General features: G+C 58.5%; 16 protein-coding genes. 9 read left to right on the forward strand and 7 right to left on the reverse strand.

Translation table 11 applies throughout. The annotated features are described in order from the left end of the window. Window positions 1–3 precede the first annotated feature (3 nt). The 7 genes from ACWHY3_RS17850 (at window position 4) to nhaC (ending at window position 9,020) form a co-directional block, all read left to right on the forward strand. Window positions 4–1,137, forward strand: a complete 1,134-nt coding sequence (locus tag ACWHY3_RS17850) for an acyl-CoA dehydrogenase family protein (protein WP_448127145.1) — start codon at window positions 4–6, stop codon at window positions 1,135–1,137. Between the two features lie 24 nt (window positions 1,138–1,161). Next, the gene (locus ACWHY3_RS17855; protein ID WP_448127146.1) at window positions 1,162–1,911 is read left to right on the forward strand and encodes an electron transfer flavoprotein subunit beta/FixA family protein; all 750 of its coding nucleotides are present in this window, start codon (window positions 1,162–1,164) and stop codon (window positions 1,909–1,911) included. A 14-nt stretch (window positions 1,912–1,925) separates the two neighbouring features. After that, the gene (locus tag ACWHY3_RS17860; RefSeq protein ID WP_448127147.1) at window positions 1,926–2,879 is read left to right on the forward strand and encodes an electron transfer flavoprotein subunit alpha/FixB family protein; all 954 of its coding nucleotides are present in this window, start codon (window positions 1,926–1,928) and stop codon (window positions 2,877–2,879) included. Window positions 2,880–3,043: 164 nt separating this feature from the next. After that, window positions 3,044–4,372 (forward strand): YjiH family protein, encoded by a 1,329-nt coding sequence (locus ACWHY3_RS17865; protein ID WP_448127148.1) that lies wholly within the window; start codon window positions 3,044–3,046, stop codon window positions 4,370–4,372. A 48-nt stretch (window positions 4,373–4,420) separates the two neighbouring features. Continuing rightward, window positions 4,421–5,860, forward strand: coding sequence for an IS66 family transposase (gene tnpC, locus ACWHY3_RS17870; protein WP_023004967.1), 1,440 nt, complete (start codon window positions 4,421–4,423; stop codon window positions 5,858–5,860). Window positions 5,861–6,015: 155 nt separating this feature from the next. After that, window positions 6,016–7,548, forward strand: a complete 1,533-nt coding sequence (gene hutH, locus ACWHY3_RS17875; RefSeq protein ID WP_448127149.1) for a histidine ammonia-lyase — start codon at window positions 6,016–6,018, stop codon at window positions 7,546–7,548. 71 nt (window positions 7,549–7,619) lie between these two features. Continuing rightward, on the forward strand, window positions 7,620–9,020 hold the full coding sequence (nhaC, locus tag ACWHY3_RS17880; protein WP_448127150.1) for a Na+/H+ antiporter NhaC: 1,401 nt from the start codon (window positions 7,620–7,622) through the stop codon (window positions 9,018–9,020). Here the strand turns inward: nhaC and tnpC (ACWHY3_RS17885) are convergent. After that, complete coding sequence (gene tnpC, locus ACWHY3_RS17885; RefSeq protein ID WP_023004967.1) at window positions 9,008–10,447, reverse strand: IS66 family transposase; 1,440 nt, start codon at window positions 10,445–10,447, stop codon at window positions 9,008–9,010. The two genes, nhaC and tnpC (ACWHY3_RS17885), sit on opposite strands and share 13 nt — an antisense overlap. Before the next feature lie 291 nt (window positions 10,448–10,738). Further along, window positions 10,739–11,737 carry an IS5 family transposase gene (locus ACWHY3_RS17890; RefSeq protein WP_448127151.1) on the reverse strand — a complete coding sequence of 333 codons (999 nt, stop codon included), beginning with the start codon at window positions 11,735–11,737 and terminating at the stop codon, window positions 10,739–10,741. An 898-nt stretch (window positions 11,738–12,635) separates the two neighbouring features. On the opposite strand from ACWHY3_RS17890, the gene ACWHY3_RS17895 reads away from it, so the two are divergent. Continuing rightward, the gene (locus ACWHY3_RS17895; protein ID WP_448127152.1) at window positions 12,636–13,757 is read left to right on the forward strand and encodes a porin; all 1,122 of its coding nucleotides are present in this window, start codon (window positions 12,636–12,638) and stop codon (window positions 13,755–13,757) included. A 150-nt stretch (window positions 13,758–13,907) separates the two neighbouring features. Next, on the forward strand, window positions 13,908–14,450 hold the full coding sequence (locus tag ACWHY3_RS17900) for a hypothetical protein (protein WP_448127153.1): 543 nt from the start codon (window positions 13,908–13,910) through the stop codon (window positions 14,448–14,450). 298 nt (window positions 14,451–14,748) lie between these two features. On the opposite strand, the gene ACWHY3_RS17905 is transcribed toward ACWHY3_RS17900, so the two are convergent. The 5 genes from ACWHY3_RS17905 to ACWHY3_RS17925 form a co-directional block, all read right to left on the reverse strand. Then, entirely contained in the window at window positions 14,749–16,167 is a 1,419-nt protein-coding gene (locus tag ACWHY3_RS17905) for an IS1380 family transposase (RefSeq protein ID WP_289113773.1), read from the reverse strand. Between the two features lie 267 nt (window positions 16,168–16,434). Next, window positions 16,435–17,823, reverse strand: a complete 1,389-nt coding sequence (gene ltrA, locus ACWHY3_RS17910; protein WP_448127154.1) for a group II intron reverse transcriptase/maturase — start codon at window positions 17,821–17,823, stop codon at window positions 16,435–16,437. A 528-nt stretch (window positions 17,824–18,351) separates the two neighbouring features. Continuing rightward, window positions 18,352–19,413 carry a DcaP family trimeric outer membrane transporter gene (locus ACWHY3_RS17915; protein WP_448127155.1) on the reverse strand — a complete coding sequence of 354 codons (1,062 nt, stop codon included), beginning with the start codon at window positions 19,411–19,413 and terminating at the stop codon, window positions 18,352–18,354. A gap of 121 nt (window positions 19,414–19,534) precedes the next feature. Then, window positions 19,535–20,533 carry an IS5 family transposase gene (locus tag ACWHY3_RS17920; RefSeq protein ID WP_087720298.1) on the reverse strand — a complete coding sequence of 333 codons (999 nt, stop codon included), beginning with the start codon at window positions 20,531–20,533 and terminating at the stop codon, window positions 19,535–19,537. Window positions 20,534–20,803: 270 nt separating this feature from the next. Beyond that, window positions 20,804–20,983 (reverse strand): hypothetical protein, encoded by a 180-nt coding sequence (locus tag ACWHY3_RS17925; RefSeq protein ID WP_110631043.1) that lies wholly within the window; start codon window positions 20,981–20,983, stop codon window positions 20,804–20,806. Window positions 20,984–21,108 lie beyond the last annotated feature (125 nt).

Here is a 21,108-nt window from a genome sequence, read left to right on the forward strand (position 1 = left end):
GCTATGAACTTTACGTTTACTGATGACGAGATCGCGTTTCAGGATGCCGCCAGAAGGGTCTCTGCCGACGTACTGAAAAACAATGCCAAGCACTATGATGAGACGCGGGAATTCTGCACCGAGAGCCTGAATGCCTTGGGCGAACTTGGCTTCTGGGGTATGAACCTGCCGTCCGACTACGATGGCGTAGATATCAGCAGCATCGGCATGTCGCTGGCCGTCGAGGAGGTCGCCTATCATTGTGCGGCCACCTGTTCCTCGTTGACCGCCCACTTCCTGGCCACCGACTCCATCCTGATTGGCGGCACCGAGCAACAAAAGCAGGATTTTCTACCGCGCTGTGCCGCCGGCGAGATACTTGGCGCCTTCGCCTTGACCGAACCCGGCGCCGGCTCCAACCCAGCCGAGATGCGCACCAAGGCAACGCAAAACGAACAAGGCTGGCATCTCACCGGCACCAAGCATTACATCACCAACGGTGCCTTCGCCGATTTCCTAGTTGTCTATGCCAAGACCGATGAGTCGCTGGGTCACAAGGGGATTTCTGCTTTCTTAGTAGATCGCGATACCCCCGGTATCGATTTTGCCAACCCCGAAAAAACGCTAGGCCTGCGCGGTAGTCATATCTATGAGATCAGCTTTGATTGCGTTGTGCCCTCCAGCGCTCTGTTAGGTGAAGAAAATTCCGGCTTCGCCACGGCGATGGAAGTACTGGATCGTGGGCGTGTCGAGATAGCGGCCATGAGCGTGGGCATTTCCCGGGCAGCCTATGATGCCAGCCTGTCATGGTCGCAAGAGCGCGTCGTGAGCGGCAAGCCGCTGTGCAAGCATCAAGGCATCCAATGGATGTTGGCCGATATGCATGCCCAGCTGGAGGCGGCAAAGTTAGTGACCTACAAGGCGGCCGATGCGCGTGATTCGGGGCAACGCTTCAGCCTCGAATCCGCCGTCGCCAAGCTGTTCGCCTCCGAGGCGGCCGCCAAGATCACCGATAGCGCAGTACAGATCCATGGTGGTTACGGCTATATCAGCGACCTGCCGATTGAACGCTACTACCGGGACGCCCGCATCACTCGCATCTTCGAAGGCACCTCGGAAATCCAGAAGCTCATCATCGGTCGTGCGATCACCTCCTGACCCGTTAGCCCCGGAGCGATAGTCATGAAAGTACTCGTCGCGGTCAAGCGCGTCATTGATTACAACGTCAAGATTCGCGTCAAGGCGGATCATAGTGATGTCGATCTCACCAACGTCAAGATGGCCATGAACCCGTTCTGCGAGATCGCCGTGGAAGAGGCGGTGCGGCTCAAGGAGAAGGGCGTGGCCACCGAGGTGGTGGCCGTCACTGTGGGTCCCAAGGCCGCCCAGGAGCAGCTGCGCACCGCCCTGGCCCTGGGCGCCGGCCGCGCCATTCATATTGAAACCGAGGAGCGCGTCGACTCCCTAGCGGTGGCCAAGCTACTGAAAAAGGTCATCGACGCAGAGCAGCCTCAACTGACCATCCTCGGCAAGCAGGCCATCGACACCGACAACAACCAGACCGGGCAGATGCTCGCTGCCCTGACCGGCATGAGCCAGGGCACCTTCGCCTCCCAGCTCGCGGTGCAGGACGACACGCTCCATATCACCCGCGAGATCGATGGCGGCCTGCAGCGTCTCGAACTCAGCCTGCCCGCCATCGTCACCACCGACCTGCGTCTCAACGAGCCGCGTTACGCCAAGCTCCCCGACATCATGAAGGCCAAGAAGAAACCCTTGGAGAGCAAGAGTCCGGCGGATCTTGGCGTGGATATCGCCTCCCAGGTCCGCCTGCTCCAGGTCGAGACCCCGGCGGAACGCAAGGGCGGCATCAAGGTCGGCTCCGTGGACGAGCTGGTCGACAAACTCAAGAACGAAGCCAAGGTGCTTTGAATGGAGCTGATCTCATGAGCCTATTGGTATTGGCCGATCATCACGACGGCCATCTGGACGATGCCACCGCCAGCGTCGTCGCCGCGGCCCAGCAGATTGCCGAACAGGCAGGCGGTGATATTGACCTGCTGGTCGCCGGCGACGACGTCGGCAGTATCGCCGAGGCGGCGGCCCGGTTCGAGGGGGTGACCCGCGTACGAGTGGCGGACAACGCCGTCTATGCCCATCAGCTGGCCGAACCCCTGGCGGACCTGCTTGTTGCCCTGGCCGACGACTACTCCCACCTATTGACCAGCGCCTCGACCACCGGCAAGAACGTGCTGCCCCGCGTCGCCGCGCTCAAGGATGTCGCTCAGCTCTCCGAGGTGCTGGCGGTGGAAAGTGGCGACACCTTCAAGCGCCCGATCTACGCCGGCAACGCCATCGCCACGGTACAAAGCAGTGACGCCCTCAAGGTCATGACCATTCGTACCACCGCCTTCGAGGCGGTTGCTGAAGTTGAAACAGAAAGTGGCAATAGCGCCTCCATCGAGGCGGTGGATACGGTGGTCGACAATACCCGGTCGCGTTTCGTCGACGAGAAACTGGCCCAGAGCGAACGCCCCGAACTGGGCGGTGCCAAGATCGTGGTCTCCGGCGGGCGTGGCATGGGCAATAGCGATAACTTCAAGCTGCTCGACGGCATCGCCGACAAGCTCGGTGCGGCCATCGGCGCCTCTCGCGCCGCGGTGGACGCCGGCTTCGTGCCCAACGACATGCAGGTGGGGCAGACCGGCAAGATCGTCGCCCCGGAGCTCTATATCGCCGTGGGCATCAGTGGTGCCATTCAGCACCTGGCGGGGATGAAGGACTCCAAGGTAATCGTCGCCATCAACAAGGACGAGGACGCGCCGATCTTTCAGGTGGCGGATTATGGATTGGTGGGTGACTTGTTCGAAATCCTGCCGGAGCTGGAGCAGAAGCTGTAGGAAAATCGGGCTCTTCCAGGTCGCGCTCTCCCGAATTACCGGCCTGGGCGGCGATCTGTTCCAAGCGCTACCGGAACTGGAACAAGCCTTATAACACTGTCGTAGTCCTTGTCGAGTTGACTGCGACGACCGGCTCGCGCCTTAGCACTCAACGGAGGTATAACATGAACAAACTCGAAGTGGCGCAAACCAAGCATGCTGGAAGCATCAAAGCATTGATCGGTAGCCTAATCGGCCTTGCCATCTTTTTTATTCCCTTCTCAACAGCCGAGGAAGGCACCAAAATCCCCTTGGTCATGATGATCGATTATGTGAAAGATGTGCTGGCTGGGTCTCTGGACTACCTGACCTTAGGGGTTATCGTGTTGCTGTGTTTCACTTGGCTAGCATCGCGGTTCACCTCAAATGAGGCGATCAGAAACTACCATCGCAAGGATGGTGTCATGACGGGTATCACCTTCCTGCTAGCCGCTTTTTTTGCCTTCTTGCTAGTCTTTCAGATTGGCCCCGACTGGTTGCTGCATAAGGATGTCGGTGGCCTGGCCCTCTACTTGGGTGGGAGTGTTTTCCTAACCGTCACGATTGCTGGCTTCTTCGTACTATTTCTGACCGAGTTCGGTTTCCTGGAGTTCGTCGGCACCCTGATGGAGCCCCTGATGCGGCCACTCTACCGTTTGCCGGGGCGGTCTGCTGTCGATGCGGTCGCGTCGTTCGTTGCTGCGCCCGCAGTGGGAATTTTCATTACTAACAAGCTTTACAAAGGTGGACAATACACGCAGCGGGAGTCTGCCAGTATTGCCACCAATTTCAGCATTTGCAGCTTGGGCTTCTTTGCGCTGCTAGCCTCTATCGGTGGCATCCTGGAATACCTTCCGCACATGATCATCGTTTCCTTTCTAATCAACTTCACGCTAGCCGCGCTAATGGTCAGAATTCCGCCGTTATCACGCAAGCTGGATGTCTATTATCAAGGCAATACCCAGACAGCCGAGGATATCAAGGGCAACAATGAAGGGCATATCCTCGCACGTGCCTGCTCTGCCGCTGCCGCACACGCCGCTCAAACGAGACCCGAAGTCTTCTATAAGGGTTTTTGGGAGGCGATCACCTTTGCGCAGAAGATCGTCGCCTTTATCCTGGCCATCGCTACCCTAGCATTGTTATTGGCGACCTACACACCGGTGTTCGATTATCTCGGCGTTATTTTCGAGCCGCTACTACACCTCATGCAACTGCCTGATGCGGCGCAAATCGCTCCCACAGTACTGGTCTCTATAGCAGAAATCGCATTGCCGGCCATCATTATATCAGGGGCCGATGTAAGCCCGATGGCGATCTTCTTCGTCTGCACGCTGTCGACGATTCAGATTATCTTTTTCACTGAGAGCGCTAATGCCATGCTTGAGTCTAGTATTCCGCTAACGGTCATAGACTTACTAATAATTTTCGTAACTATTCAGGTGGCTGCGGATGGCATGTCGCCAACCACCTGATTTTTTTGGCATAGTGTGCCTGATCCTTCGGCACGTCTATGCGGTGACATGACCATCAGCGATATCAACGTCGACGAGGCCCTGGAACGGGTCCGGCAGCAGCTCAAGGAAGACCACACGGTCTCGCCTTCCTTGCGTGCTGCCATCGACGTGCTGATGCTGCTGGTCAAGCTGATGGCCGACCGACTGGCCACCAGCAGCCGCAACAGCAGCAAGCCGCCGTCACAAGACCCCAACCGCCAACGCCGTTCCCGGGCCAAGGGCGAGCGTCGCCCTGGCGGGCAACCGGGTCACGAAGGCAAGACGCTGGCGCCGGTCACCGATCCCGACGAGATCGTGTCGTTGCGCGTCGATCGCCGCACCTTGCCCAAAGGGCGCACCTATCGCTCGGTCGGCATCGAAACGCGCCAGGTGCAAGACATCGTGATCCAGGCCGTCGTCACCGAGTATCGCGCCGAGGTGCTGGAGGACGATCTCGGGCGGCGCCATGTGGCGCCGTTTCCCGACGGCGTGACCCGCCCGATCCAGTATGGCCCACGTCTCAAGGCGCATGTCGTCTATCTCTCGCAGTATCAGTTGCTGCCCTATGCCCGCATCCAGGCGCTGCTGGCCTCACAGTGCGATCTATCGCTGAGCACCGGCACGCTGTTCGCCTTCAATCAAGAGGCCTATCAGCGCGCCGAGGCGTTTGCCGAGTGGGCGATCCCGGCGCTGAGGCAAGCCGCGACCGTGCATGCCGACGAGACCGGGATGCAGGTCGGCGGCAAGCGCTACTGGCTGCACAGCGCCTCGAATGACGCCCTGACCTACTTGGCGCCTCACGCCAAGCGAGGTCAGGAGGCCATGGATGCCATCGGCATCCTGCCCTATGTCCAGGGGGTGCTGGTGCATGATCACTGGAAGCCTTACTACCGCTACGCGGATTGCCGCCACGCACTTTGCAACGCCCATCACCTGCGTGAATTGACTGCGGCCTGGGAAAATGACCACCAAAAGTGGGCCAAGGCGCTGCATGATCTGCTGCTGGAGATGCATCAGGCCGTTGACGCTGCCGGTGGCACGCTCTCGCCCGAAGAGGCGCAACGCTGGCGAGTCCGCTATCGGCAGTGCCTGACAGAGGGTGAGACCGAGTGTCCGCCACCGATCCCACCACCACCGGGAAAGCGCGGTCGTGCCAAACGTACCAAGGCACGTAACCTGCTCGAACGTCTCCAGGCGTACGAGGACGACGTGCTGCGTTTCCTCGACGACCCCGCCGCGCCCTTCACCAATAACCAAGGGGAGCGTGACCTGCGGATGACCAAGGTCCAGCAGAAGATTTCAGGCTGTTTCCGCTCCTGGGAAGGTGCCGAGATCTTCTGCCGGATGCGCAGCTTCCTCTCGACGGCGGTCAAGCAGGGCCTGGCAGCGCACACCGCACTGGAACAGTTGTTTGCCGGTGAAGTGCCCGAATTCATGCGTCGGGACGGCCTGGATCAGGCAGCGTGACCTGAATAGTTACTAATTTTCTTGATTAGGACACTGCTTGCTATCCCTCTGGTAGCCATTGCAACTCACTTAATCTTCTAGTTGTCAGCTCGCAACTCCCACTTATTCAGACATTTTATTGTCGATTTTAATAATAATTTTAGGAAGGTGGTTCTATGATTCATATAAAATTAACACCTGGCAAGATGACCCTGGCGCAGATGCGCCAGGTGTTCGAGACTCCGGTCCAGGTCAGCCTGCCGGATAGTGCCAATGCGGCCATCCAGCGCAGCGTCGATTGCGTCAACCAGGTGCTCGATGAAGATCGCACCGTTTACGGCATTAATACCGGCTTCGGCCTGCTGGCCCAGACGCGTATTGAGAAGGATCAGCTCGAGAATCTGCAGAGCTCGCTAGTGCTTTCTCATGCCACCGGCGTTGGCGAGCCCATGGACGATGCCCTGGTACGCCTGATCATGGTGCTCAAGGTCAATGCCCTGGCGCGGGGCTTCTCGGGCATTCGCCGCGAGGTACTGGACGCCCTGATCACACTGATCAATGCGGAGGTCTACCCGCGCATCCCACTCAAGGGTTCCGTGGGCGCCTCCGGTGATCTGGCACCATTGGCTCACATGAGCGCCCTGCTGCTGGGTGAAGGCCGGGCGCGTCATCAGGATGAGTGGCTACCCGCCCGCCAAGCGCTGGCCACCGCCGGCCTGGAGCCATTGGCGCTGGCACCCAAGGAGGGCCTGGCACTGCTCAACGGTACCCAGGTTTCCACCGCCTACACTCTGCGCGGGCTGTTCGAAGCCGAGGACCTGTACGCAGCCGCGACGGTCTGTGGCGCTCTCACCGTCGAAGCGACGCTCAGCTCACGCGCTCCCTTCGATGCTCGCATTCATGACGTCCGGGGTCAGCAGGGTCAGATCGATGCCGCCAACGCCTACCGCCACTTGCTGGGTGAGCGTAGCGAGGTCAGCGACTCGCATGTCGATTGCGGCAAGGTGCAGGATCCCTACTCGCTGCGCTGCCAACCGCAGGTGATGGGAGCCTGCCTGCATCAGATGCGCCACGTCGCAGAAATTCTCGAAATCGAAGCCAATGCGGTCTCCGATAACCCCCTGGTATTCGCTGCGGAAGGCGACATCATCTCCGGTGGCAACTTCCATGCCGAACCGGTAGCCATGGCCGCCGACAACCTGGCATTGGCCATTGCCGAAATCGGCTCGCTCACCGAGCGGCGCATCTCGCTGATGATGGACAAGAACATGTCCCAGTTGCCGCCCTTCCTGGTGGAAAAAGGCGGCGTCAACTCCGGCTTCATGATCGCCCAGGTCACCGCCGCGGCGCTGGCCAGTGAAAACAAGGCCCTGGCCCACCCGCACAGCGTCGACAGCCTACCGACGTCCGCCAACCAGGAAGATCACGTATCCATGGCGCCGGCCGCCGGTAAACGCTTGTGGGAGATGGCCGCCAACGTGCGTGGCACCGTGGCTATCGAGTGGCTGGCCGCCTGTCAGGGACTCGACTTCCGCGACGGCCTCGCCACCACCGTCCTTCTGGAGCAGGCCCGCAGCGCATTGCGTGAGCGCGTGGGTTACTACGACAAGGACCGTTTCTTCGCTCCGGACATCGAGGCGGCCACCAAGCTGCTGCTCTCGCGAGCACTCAGCAAGCTGGTACCGGACAATCTGCTGCCCAGCTACTGAAAACTCACCTGCGATATTCACGTATCGCGGGCCTGAGTTATCTAAAGCCATCGTTACAATGAAGGGACATCATGTCCAAACAATCACAAGACATTCCTTTTCTTGCCGCCATGCTGCCTTTCATCGTGATGATCGTCACGATGATGACGACCATCATGGTCTTCGAAGGCAGTCCGCATATTCCGCTGTTGATCGGCGCCGTGACGGCGGGCATCGTCGCCTGGCGTAACGGCTATTCGTGGGAGGCACTCGAAGGCTACATTTATGATGGCATCAAGAAGGTGCTGCCCGCCGTCGTCATTCTGATGCTGGTGGGGTTATTGATCAGTTCCTGGGTCGCTGGCGGTGTCGTCGGCGCGATGATCTATTACGGCCTGGAGTTCTTGTCACCCGACTATTTCCTGCCCGCCCTACTGCTGATCTGCGCTTTCAGTACGCTGATGATGGGCAGCTCTTGGTCGACCATCGGCACCCTGGGCGTCGCGGGCATGGCGGCCGGCACCAGCATGGGGTTGCCACCGGCGGCCATCGCCGGGGCGATCGTTTCCGGCGCCTTCTTCGGCGACAAGATGTCACCGCTGTCCGACACGACCATTCTTGCCTCGGGCATCGCGGGGGCGAATATCTTCGCGCACATCCGCCATATGCTTTACACCACCATCCCCGGACTTGCCATCGCCTTGATCGTATTCATGTTCATGGCCCATTCCACCGACGCCGGCGAACTATCTCAATCGATCGGCAGCGTCGTGAATAGCCTCCAGGCGAATTACGTCATTTCTCCCTGGCTCTTCATCATTCCCTTGTTGATCCCGGTATTGGCGACCAGCAAGGTACCCGCCATTCCTACACTGATCATCGGTATCGTGCTGGGCAGCCTTTCCTATCTGTGGATTCAGGACGGTGACATGAAAACGCTGTTTTCCGTTCTGCAAGGCGGCTATGTATCGGATACCGGTAACGAAACCGTCGACAACCTGCTGAGTCAGGGTGGCCTGGAATCCATGATGTATACCGTGTCACTAGCGATGATCGCGATGATATTTGGCGGAATCATGGAAAGTACCGGAATGCTGAAAGCACTGGTAGGCAAGATCGTGAGACTGGCAAGAAGCGGCCGATCATTATGTGCCGTCACCGTCGGCTCGTCGTTTTTGACCAATGTAGTCACCGCTGAACAGTACATTTCCATCATCATTCCGGGAAGAATGTATGCCCAATCCTTTCGCGACAAGGAGCTGCATCCTAAGAACCTTTCCCGCGCCTTGGAAGACGGTGGCACAATCACCTCAGCTTTGGTGCCATGGAGCACTGATGCCATCTTCGTCTATAGCGCGCTCGGCGTCAGCGCCTGGTCCTATGCTCCTTATGCCGTGCTGAACTACAGCGTGCCGATCATTTCCATCATCATGGCGCTCACCGGATTCAAGATTGTCTACCAAAGAGGTAACTATTCAGGTCACGCTGCCTGATCCAGGCCGTCCCGACGCATGAATTCGGGCACTTCACCGGCAAACAACTGTTCCAGTGCGGTGTGCGCTGCCAGGCCCTGCTTGACCGCCGTCGAGAGGAAGCTGCGCATCCGGCAGAAGATCTCGGCACCTTCCCAGGAGCGGAAACAGCCTGAAATCTTCTGCTGGACCTTGGTCATCCGCAGGTCACGCTCCCCTTGGTTATTGGTGAAGGGCGCGGCGGGGTCGTCGAGGAAACGCAGCACGTCGTCCTCGTACGCCTGGAGACGTTCGAGCAGGTTACGTGCCTTGGTACGTTTGGCACGACCGCGCTTTCCCGGTGGTGGTGGGATCGGTGGCGGACACTCGGTCTCACCCTCTGTCAGGCACTGCCGATAGCGGACTCGCCAGCGTTGCGCCTCTTCGGGCGAGAGCGTGCCACCGGCAGCGTCAACGGCCTGATGCATCTCCAGCAGCAGATCATGCAGCGCCTTGGCCCACTTTTGGTGGTCATTTTCCCAGGCCGCAGTCAATTCACGCAGGTGATGGGCGTTGCAAAGTGCGTGGCGGCAATCCGCGTAGCGGTAGTAAGGCTTCCAGTGATCATGCACCAGCACCCCCTGGACATAGGGCAGGATGCCGATGGCATCCATGGCCTCCTGACCTCGCTTGGCGTGAGGCGCCAAGTAGGTCAGGGCGTCATTCGAGGCGCTGTGCAGCCAGTAGCGCTTGCCGCCGACCTGCATCCCGGTCTCGTCGGCATGCACGGTCGCGGCTTGCCTCAGCGCCGGGATCGCCCACTCGGCAAACGCCTCGGCGCGCTGATAGGCCTCTTGATTGAAGGCGAACAGCGTGCCGGTGCTCAGCGATAGATCGCACTGTGAGGCCAGCAGCGCCTGGATGCGGGCATAGGGCAGCAACTGATACTGCGAGAGATAGACGACATGCGCCTTGAGACGTGGGCCATACTGGATCGGGCGGGTCACGCCGTCGGGAAACGGCGCCACATGGCGCCGCCCGAGATCGTCCTCCAGCACCTCGGCGCGATACTCGGTGACGACGGCCTGGATCACGATGTCTTGCACCTGGCGCGTTTCGATGCCGACCGAGCGATAGGTGCGCCCTTTGGGCAAGGTGCGGCGATCGACGCGCAACGACACGATCTCGTCGGGATCGGTGACCGGCGCCAGCGTCTTGCCTTCGTGACCCGGTTGCCCGCCAGGGCGACGCTCGCCCTTGGCCCGGGAACGGCGTTGGCGGTTGGGGTCTTGTGACGGCGGCTTGCTGCTGTTGCGGCTGCTGGTGGCCAGTCGGTCGGCCATCAGCTTGACCAGCAGCATCAGCACGTCGATGGCAGCACGCAAGGAAGGCGAGACCGTGTGGTCTTCCTTGAGCTGCTGCCGGACCCGTTCCAGGGCCTCGTCGACGTTGATATCGCTGATGGTCATGTCACCGCATAGACGTGCCGAAGGATCAGGCACACTATGCCAAAAAAATCAGGTGGTTGGCGACATGCCATCCGCAGCCACCTGAATAGTTACCCAAAGAGTATCTAAACCAGATAACTCGACTTACACACAAGAAACTAACGACCCCTCTTTAAGGAACCACTGATCAATTCGTCTCTGAGCGGCCGAAGGGCTCAGAGGGGCATAATCACCGCGTCAGCGATCAATTTCTGACCACCTGAGGTGGTCTGTTTTCCCTGGCAGCCGGTTACCCCGGCTGCTAGGCCAGACTCAAGGCGCACTGGCCCCGTTAACTCGGCCCTTGCATCGTGTCGACAGCACCAGGTTGGCCAGCCCGAACAGGCTCAAGAGTTGCGCCTGGTTCTTGGCCAGCCCCTTGTAGCGCACCTTCCGGTAGCCAAAGAGGTTCTTGATGACATGAAACGGATGCTCGACCTTGGCGCGGATACTGGCCTTGGTCTTCTCGATCGCCAACAGCAGCGCTTTCATCGGGCTGTCGTCCATCTTCTTGATGGCGCCACGCTTGGCGGCAACACAGCACCGCGAATCCGAGGCATCCTTCTCTTCGTCGAGGTGCTTCCCCATGCCGGTGTAGCCCGCGTCGCCGTATACCCGCTTATCATCGTCCCGGACCAGAGCGCCGGCCATGGTGACATCGGCGACGTTGGCCGAGGACGCGGCGACACTGTGAGTCAGTCCGGTGACGGCATCGACGCCGATATGGGCCTTCATCCCGAAGTACCACTGGTTGCCTTTCTTGGTCTGCTTCATCTCCGGATCGCGTTGCTTGGCCTTGTTCTTCGTGGAAGGGGCAGCCGCCACGATAGTGGCGTCGACGATCGTGCCCTCGCGCATGAACAGCCCTTTCTCGGCCAAGTGGGCGTTGATCTCCTCGAAGATCCGCTGAGTCAGGGCATGCTTCTCCAGCAGATGACGGAAGCGCAGCAGCGTAGTCGCGTCCGGCACGCTCTCGATGGCCAGATCGATACCCACGAAGTCACGCATCGCCTGGCTGTCGTAGATGGCATCCTCCAGCGCCTCGTCGGCGAGCGCATACCATTGTTGCAGGAAGTAGATCCGCAGCATGCGCTCTAGGCCGATGGGCGGACGGCCGCATTTGCCTGCTGCGTTAGGGAAGTAAGACGGCGACAGCGCGTTGATGAGTCGTTGCCAAGGCACCAGCGCCTCCATCTGGGCCAGGAACCGCTCGCGACGTGTCATCTTCTTCTTGTTGTGGTGCTCTGCCTGGGCGAAAGAGATCTGCTTCATGGGATGGCTCTGTCAGACGCTGATGGGATGACCCGATTCTACCCCGCCGGTGGCGATCAAGCAGCTGCACCGGGATTTGTGCAGCGTTTCCCTAAATTCGTATCACCCACCTCAAACGTTAATGCAGAAGAAGTAGTGCTGTAGAGAAACGCCGGGATAACTGCCAGCGCCGTCCCAGTGAACGATAGAAGATTTTTTCATTAGGCTGCTACCTTAATTTATCAAGCATTATTTGTGTTTGTAAGAACACGCATCTCCCATCCTAAAGAGGAAAGCTGAAAAAAAGCTGAAAAGCCACACACCTGCCGAAAACCACCTATCGCACAGGCCGCGGGTTCATAGGGCAACCGCATGTGCTGCGCTCGATGCTTGGATTCAGGGCTTACGAGCTTCTTCGCGAAGCTTCTTGGCCTCGGCGTCGCAACCGTCCATCCGACGCTCCGGGTACCGGAGACCTGCTGACGGTGCGAGCAGCACCAGACAGTAGCACGCTGCGCTCCACTCCCAGGCCCCGGGCGACCTCGGATACGGAATACCCGGCTCACCGCCTCCACCTTGATCATCGAAGAATCGGCGTCGAGACTTATTGATCACGAAACCGGCTATTGCCTGCATGATGAGGCTTATCGAGGTGCCACTCCAATCGGACCGCTTTACACTGCATCCAAAATGCGTAACCAGAGGCAACATACCATAAAGTCTAATGGCAAGGGACAGACATATTGAGCTAAGATCATAGATGGGGAGTTGTAGCATCGCGGGTGATTAGAAAAATCGGCGCGTATCGCTCGGTCTGCCCCAGCAGCGCACCTTTCCTTAATTGATTTTTGAGTGCAAGCTCAAGCTGCTTCATCAAATGAGGATAAAAACTTTCGCACCACTAAGGAAACAACTTACAATGAAAAATCTGGCTTCATGCTCTTTAGCGGCAATCATTGCTTCGACAACATCCCTGTTAATCCTCTCTACCCCTGCTCAAGCTTTCAGCTTCAAGGTTTCCGGTCAGGTTGACAAAGCCATAGTGGGAGCCGATAACGGCGAAGAGAGCGATATCGGCTTTGTTGACAACAATGGCTCAAATACGAGATTCCGCTTCCTGGGAAGTCAAGAACTCAACAATGGAGTGGAATTCGGGTTCAATTATGAGGTTGCTCTAACCAATAACTTATCAACGAACTTCGATATCAACACGAGTGATACCGACAGCACTTTCCTCGACGTTCGAAAAACTGAGGTTTATTTAATCGGTGACCTTGGCAAGGTCAGTCTGGGCAAGGGAGATGGTGCTGCAAATGGCACATCGGAAGTCGACTTGTCCGGCACGCAATACCTTGGGGGTGGCTCGGCCCACTACTACGCGAGTGGAATCTCGTTTCTGGATCCAGACGGCAACCCTATCGGAACGATCGGTGGCGCGGCGTACAATAACTTTGACGCCCTGAGCCGCAACAATCGCATACGTTATGATACGCCATCGCTTGGCGATGTCGTGCTATCGGCAAGTCTTGACAGCGGCAAAGCAGTTGAAACGGCAGCGCGCTATGCAACCGATTTTGGCGATGGCTGGAAGTTCGAGACCGCTGTAGACTATCTCGACAGCCGTGATCAGAATGCCAATATAAATCAGGCGGGTGAGCGCATTTTCAGCGGTCGCTTCAAAGAATATGGAGGGTCGGCCTCTGTACTACTGCCAGGCGGGCTGAACTTCACAGGGATGTACAAGAACCGTGACAGCGACGAGGGCGGCCCCGATGGGCAGAGTTACTTCGGCGGCATTGGCTATATCTTGAACAAACACCATTTGCAGGTTGGCTGGGGCCACACCGACGACCTTGCAAACGAAGGCAGCAGCGGTAACACTTACCAACTCGCCTACATGTACCAGTGGCGAGAAGATCTCGAATTCTTCGGGAGTTATCGACATATAACGCTTGACGACGCAGAGAGTGCTAGTGGCGATATTGTCGACGCGCAAAACATAAACTATATTTATCTGGGGACACGGGTTAAATTCCTCTAAGGGAGAACAGTTTATGTGGACATGGGAGGCCGAGCTTTTTCGGCCCCTCATTCCTTTTTATTAGCCGGCTGTATGAAAATATAACATACATTCGGCAAGGCGAAGCCGATTAATGCGTTTAACAAGAGTATATTGTCGCCTTCAGGAAACATGAAGCATGTCTACATTGACATGCTTCATGTTTCTAGCCAAGCAACCATTTACATACCATGTGAAATTATGCTAGCAAAAAAAATTCGGTCCCTTTTTCTATTTGGTGTTGGGTTCGGTGTGGCGGCTTCCACGGCTGGGTGCGCCGTCCCCTTGGATACTCAACAGGTCGATTACGAAAAACTACCCGGGTCGGGCGATCGCATGGCAGATGGCCCGGGACTGCTTGAAGGACAGAAGGGTGGCGATTACGACGGAGGATACCTTATTTATTCGGACAATCCGTCTCAGGCATCATTGTTTCGCAGCACTGAATCACCGAAGCCCTCTACCGCTCATGTCAATGGCACACCTCCACAGTCCGAACTCAGCGATAAGCTGACAGGCACTCAAGAACAGGACTACCGCGAATTCAAAAAATATCAGCAGTACAGGCGCTTCAAAGAATTGCCAGATGACTCAGTCGAACATCAGCGCTTTCGTGAGTGGCAGGAATGGAAAAAGTATCAGCAATGGCTAAGACAAGAAGTCGACCCGAATTAGATATTTAGTTGTCGGGCCTTGGATAGATAATTGGCTGCCCGCTCGGTAAATAGCTCTGACATTTACCCGCCTTATTCACGAGGGCGCTGATTGAGCGGTCTGAAGGTACTGGCTGTTGGCATTGCTTATCAGGATTCGCCTCTTCAGCGCGAGTGGCTGTTGAGTAATGCCAGAACGCAGCCCTTTTCCTACTTACTTATAGCTCTTTGGAATCAATGGCGGCCGTCCAAGCAGCCGTGATCGCCTACCGCCGCTCCGGTCGCTCGCTTTCTGATGCTGTGGTGGTCTCGCAGGAGCGTCAGCTCAGTGCGGTCAGCTTCGGCAACCCCTTCAGCAGCGTCGGCCACCACTTGTCGGCGGCGGCACCCAGATGAACGGTGATTCGCCGAGCGTGCAGTCTCAGCGTGGCGGCGACCTTCAGCACCTGCTCGCGCATCCGGCTGAGGCTCCAGCCTTGCCGGGTCTGCCGCTCCAGCAGGCAGCGCAGGCCATGCAGGACCTGGTAGGCGTAGAGGCTGAGCAGCAGGCTCACCTCGTTGCGTGCCATCACGTCCTGAACGGTGGAGGCGCCGCGATCGGTCGACGAGAGGTGCACGTCGAGCGCCGACTTCACCTCGCCCATGTGCGCCTCGGCGCTGCCGCGCTTGCGGTAGAGCGCCAGGACCTTCTCCGGCGGCCAGTCGAACTTGCCGAGGTTGGTGACCAGGAAGAAGGCATGCAGCAGCAGGTCATCGGGGCGTTCCTGCACCACCAGCACCACGCGACGCGGTGCCGACCAAGAGCCCGCTTGATACTCCAGATCGTGGCACCACTCGCGAGGCTGCTCGGGTGGCCGGCCGGGTGGCCGCTTCAGGTGCGGTGCCGCCAGTTTCTGCAGGCCGGAGTGACTGCGCAGTCGGCCCAGGTACTCGATGTCGCACTCTTCCAGGGCCTCCAGCGTCGCGTTGTCGGTGAAACCGGCGTCGATGCGCACCCGAACCTGGGCGCCGGTGCTCTCGTTGAGTCGCCGCACCAGATGCGGGATCCAGGTGTCGGCGTTCTCGGCCGGGCCGGCGTTGCCCTCGCGCAGCAGGCCGCCCACCATGTCGCCGGTTTCTGCCAGCGAGGCGACCAGCGGTGAATAGATCCGCGCGCCGTACAGGCCATGATAGGCCGAGCCGCCCTGGTGGCCGTGGACCTCGATCGGCAGGCCGTCGATGTCCAGCGTCAGCTGCTTGGGGCGCTCGCCGTTCTTCAGCGCGGTCAGGCGCCAGATCACCAGTCGCAGCAGGCCTTCGTGCACGGCATCGATATTGTCGCAGCGCCCGAGGCAGGTCAGCAGCCGCGACAGCGTGGCTTGAGACGGCCGGTCCTGGACCAGGGGCGTCATGCCGCGTGCATCGCTGCAGGCCAGCTGCCAGAGCGGATCACGGCGCAGCGTTTCGGTATCGCTGAGATCGATCCAGCCCATCGCCCGTTGCAGCACCAGGGTACGCAGCTGGCTGGCCAGCGAGTGGCGGATGCGTAGCGGGTTGCGGAAGTCGACCAGATTGTCTTCCAGCGCCTCGATCACGCCGCTGTTGTCGAGGGCTTCACGCAGCAGCAGGGCGCCGCTGTCGCTAGTGGTGCGCTGGCCGCTCAGCTCAACACGGACAGAGCCGTTGCACGAGGGCGACCAGGTCGTTAGGGTTTCACCCATGGCGAGTGGTCCTCTTGAATCGTGTTCTGGCAGGAACATCCTGATTCTACAAGAGAAAACCACTCGCCATCTTCGTTTTCAGACCGACCTCATGAATAAGCCGGGATTTAGTCTACTTCTCTCATTGATCTTGCTCAACAGCAGTAGACACCCCATTAAGGCAGTACACTGAGACGAGGTGGCCCATAGAGCAAGGCAAGATCAGAGTCGAATGATGCCGGACACAGCCAGCCAGATCGAGTAGGAGGGGAAGTTGCCTCCCCCGTCCTCTCACACCACCGTACGTACCGTTCGGTATACGGCGGTTCATGAAGAACGGCTAAGCCCTCTTGCCGTGTCGAGTACCGAAATCAGGCCCAGTTGATCGAACCACTTCTTCGGCAGGGCCTGATTCATGTGCGAAGCGCCGGCATTCCACCAGTGACCTCGCCCGTTTCCCGCTGACTTCCAGGCACGCTGATCGTCCAAGCCCAGTGCCAAGAGTTTTCGACGCCGGGTCCGTGGACGTTTCCACTGCCGCCAGATCACGCAGCGCAGTCGGCGACGTATCCATTGATCCAGCGCTTCCAGCGGGCGCTTTACATCGACGAGCGAGAAGTAGCTGGCCCAGCCCCGCAGGACCGGGGTCAGTTCATCTATGACTCGCCGGGTGTGGTGCCCCCTGCCGCGTTTGAGGATCTCACGGACACGCTGCATCAGGCGCTGCAAACTGGCCTTGGCAAGAGTCAGTCTTGGCAACTTGTGCCGGGTCAGCGTGTAGCCCAGGTAACCTCGGCTCCAAGGCCGATCCACCGCACTCTTGGCGCGATTGACCGTGAGCCTGAGCGAATTCTCGAGAAAATCGCTCAGGCTGGCCATGACGCGCTCGCCGGCACGCCGGCTCCTGACATACACCTGGATGTCGTCGGCGTAGCGGCAGAAGCGGTGACCGCGGCGCTCCAGTTCCTTGTCCACGTCGTCCAGCAGGATATTCGCCAGCAGCGGGCTGAGTGGCCCGCCCTGGGGCGTTCCCTGTCGGCGTGGCGTGGTCAGGCCATGCTGGAACATCCCGGCTTCCAGGTAGCGGCGGATCAGGCGCAGCACCCGCTTGTCGCGAACGCGGCGCGCGACCCGCGCCATCAGCAGGTCGTGGTTCACTCGGTCGAAGAAGGCTGCCAGGTCGAGGTCGACCACCCAGCGGTGACCGGCGGTGACGTGGGCCTTCATGGCCGAGACGGCCTGCTGGGCGCTGCGTTTCGGGCGGTAGCCGTAGCTCGATTCGGAGAAGCCCGGATCGAAGAGCGGCGTCAGCACCTGCAGCAGTGCTTGCTGGATCAGTCGGTCAGTGACCGAGGGGATGCCGAGCTGTCGTATCCCGCCCTTGGGCTTGGAGATCTCGACGGCCCGGACTGGGCTGGGGTGGTACTCGCCGGCCAGCAGCCGCTCGTACAGCGCCGACCAGTGCTGTTTCAGGTGGTCGGCCAGCTGGTGCACCGTCATGCCATCGGCACCCGGCGCCCCCTGGTTGGCGACCACCCGGCGGTAAGCCTGCTCCATGTTGTCGGTGGCGACCACCGCTTCCATGAGCAGGACAGGCTTCGCTTTCGTCCACGATGACGACGCCGGGACCGTCTCGACGCCCACCGGCTGGGGCGCGGGGTTCCACCCCGGCCCCTCTGGGTGGGTGGCGGTGTTAGCGCCCATTGCTGTCTTCATGATCAATCCTCGAGACGTCATCGCCTACTCGCGGTTCTTCATGTTCGGCCCTTGGTGCCGAGGTGAACCGGCCCTTACTATGGCCTTGGCTGACGTCTGATGGCCCCTCCCGTCGCCTTTCGACGCCGGTAGCACTGTGGCAGACCACCAGACCTCCCAGGGTAAGACGCGCGACCTTCCCGCTTATGCCTGTCGGATGTACGTCATGGCGTTTCGTGCAAGTACCGGGCGTTGGTGATCGTTGCCACCTCACCCCGCCAGGACGCCTCATATCCGCTTCCTGTTCGTCAGGCCAGCGTTTTGCCTCGGGCTTCCTTCAGATTCCACCTCACGGTAGACACCCTTGCCGTTCGGCTAGCACTTCCCCTTGCCGGGTGTGCAGGGGACTTTCACCCCCAAGTCATCCCGAGGCACCACCCTCGGGAACAGCGCCGTCAAGGCGCTACGCGCCATGCCTGGCGCACCAAAAAAAAGCCCAGCTATAAAGCTGGGCAATGCGAGCAGTAAGCAGATCTAACGCTAACGTCTTCAGAAATTGTACTGAGCGGAAACCATCAGGCGACTTGCATCAACCTCATCCTTATTTACAACGTCAGTCTTGAAGTAACCATACTCTACCCCATACATCACTTCATCAATGGGCGTCCACATGACATTAAGGAACGCGTTTTGATTTTTCCTATTGGCATTACCAACAACACCCTCATCATCTTCGCCATCTACATCGGTAATACCATACGAGACATTAACTGCATATTTAGGCGTTATTTGATAAGATGCACCGACAGACCCCCCCACGCCCGAAAGGGTTTCTAACTCACCCGAGTCCGTGACGAACGCATCTGCCCCATTGAAAGAGCTACCTGAGTCATACAGATAACTATTAGCACCTTCAGTGGCATGCACAATACCCCTGAGAGTTAACAGGCCAACTTTATACGCGCCTGCAAGAAACCCTGCATACCCCATGGCAGTATCATCTGAGGGACCAGTATCATATTTCAGTTGCCGCGCTATGCCAGCAATTGAATAAGAAAATGGCTCAGAGTTCTCTTCATACCGCACGCTTAAAGCAGGAAGTGATGAAATCCTATCGTCATCACTTGGTCTAGCCTCATCCAAATTACTTGCGAGTTGAGATCTCGGGTCTTCACCAGCAATTGATAAATTGCCAACAGTATACCTTAACTGTGGAACCCTCGTACCATACCCCATGCTTCCGGCAGGGCCATAAAAATCCAAGGTGGGCGTAAACCCTACAAAACTATTGTAGTTAGACCATGTCTGACCGGCGAGCACATTATTTAACTCACCATATGCATGACGCAACCTAAGTCTTGTATCTGAGTTGTTGTAAGACCAAAAATCCCCCTCGAACCTTGTCTCGAGATTACCGTAAGCCGTTTTAGTATTAGTTAAAAACCCTATTCTACTTTGCGAAGCTGAAGCTTGAAAAACACCGTCAATATTTTCTGGGTTCTCAGCAACATCTTCAAAGTACCCTTCATTAGCCGACCCCGCCTCTTGATCAAAGTTGTATGCAGCATTTAATCTAGCATACCCATAGATCTCTAAGGAACCACTGATCAATTCGTCTCTGAGCGGCCGAAGGGCTCAGAGGGGCATAATCACCGCGTCAGCGATCAATTTCTGACCACCTGAGGTGGTCTGTTTTCCCTGGCAGCCGGTTACCCCGGCTGCTAGGCCAGACTCAAGGCGCACTGGCCCCGTTAACTCGGCCCTTGCATCGTGTCGACAGCACCAGGTTGGCCAGCCCGAACAGGCTCAAGAGTTGCGCCTGGTTCTTGGCCAGCCCCTTGTAGCGCACCTTCCGGTAGCCAAAGAGGTTCTTGATGACATGAAACGGATGCTCGACCTTGGCGCGGATACTGGCCTTGGTCTTCTCGATCGCCAACAGCAGCGCTTTCATCGGGCTGTCGTCCATCTTCTTGATGGCGCCACGCTTGGCGGCAACACAGCACCGCGAATCCGAGGCATCCTTCTCTTCGTCGAGGTGCTTCCCCATGCCGGTGTAGCCCGCGTCGCCGTATACCCGCTTATCATCGTCCCGGACCAGAGCGCCGGCCATGGTGACATCGGCGACGTTGGCCGAGGACGCGGCGACACTGTGAGTCAGTCCGGTGACGGCATCGACGCCGATATGGGCCTTCATCCCGAAGTACCACTGGTTGCCTTTCTTGGTCTGCTTCATCTCCGGATCGCGTTGCTTGGCCTTGTTCTTCGTGGAAGGGGCAGCCGCCACGATAGTGGCGTCGACGATCGTGCCCTCGCGCATGAACAGCCCTTTCTCGGCCAAGTGGGCGTTGATCTCCTCGAAGATCCGCTGAGTCAGGGCATGCTTCTCCAGCAGATGACGGAAGCGCAGCAGCGTAGTCGCGTCCGGCACGCTCTCGATGGCCAGATCGATACCCACGAAGTCACGCATCGCCTGGCTGTCGTAGATGGCATCCTCCAGCGCCTCGTCGGCGAGCGCATACCATTGTTGCAGGAAGTAGATCCGCAGCATGCGCTCTAGGCCGATGGGCGGACGGCCGCGTTTGCCTGCTGCGTTAGGGAAGTAAGACGGCGACAGCGCGTTGATGAGTCGTTGCCAAGGCACCAGCGCCTCCATCTGGGCCAGGAACCGCTCGCGACGTGTCATCTTCTTCTTGTTGTGGTGCTCTGCCTGGGCGAAAGAGATCTGCTTCATGGGATGGCTCTGTCAGACGCTGATGGGATGACCCGATTCTACCCCGCCGGTGGCGATCAAGCAGCTGCACCGGGATTTGTGCAGCGTTTCCTTAAGCTATGAACGTTAGCAGAAATCGAATGTAAGCTACCAACGACAAGGTCGGCTACGTCGTCATCGACGTCGACAAGGCCTACGGCAAGCAACCGCCTCAAATCGCCCCGCTTTTTGCGGGGCGATCTCGTTGCAGCCGGCGGCTTTCTACGTCAGGTCAGGCGTATCGCTACGTGTTTACGGCAGCTCGCCAGTGCCGTTCTGGCCCCGCGAAGCATCCGCCGGATTGCTGGTCGGCCCTTGCTGGGGCACGCCGGCCTTCACCTCGCGCTGCCCGTCGTTGTAACGGTTGAACGTGCAGCCGCCGATCAGGGAGAACAGGACCAGCGCCCCGGCAAACGCAATGAGAATTCGCATAACGGTTCCTTGAATCATCGTTGATGGCGGCGATGCTCGAACGCCGCTCTCGTATTGTGGTCATTCACACCAGACATTCACTCCGGACATCCATACCGGACATCAGCTATCGACACACGACATCG

The sequence above is a fragment of the Salinicola sp. NYA28a genome (assembly GCF_976982775.1).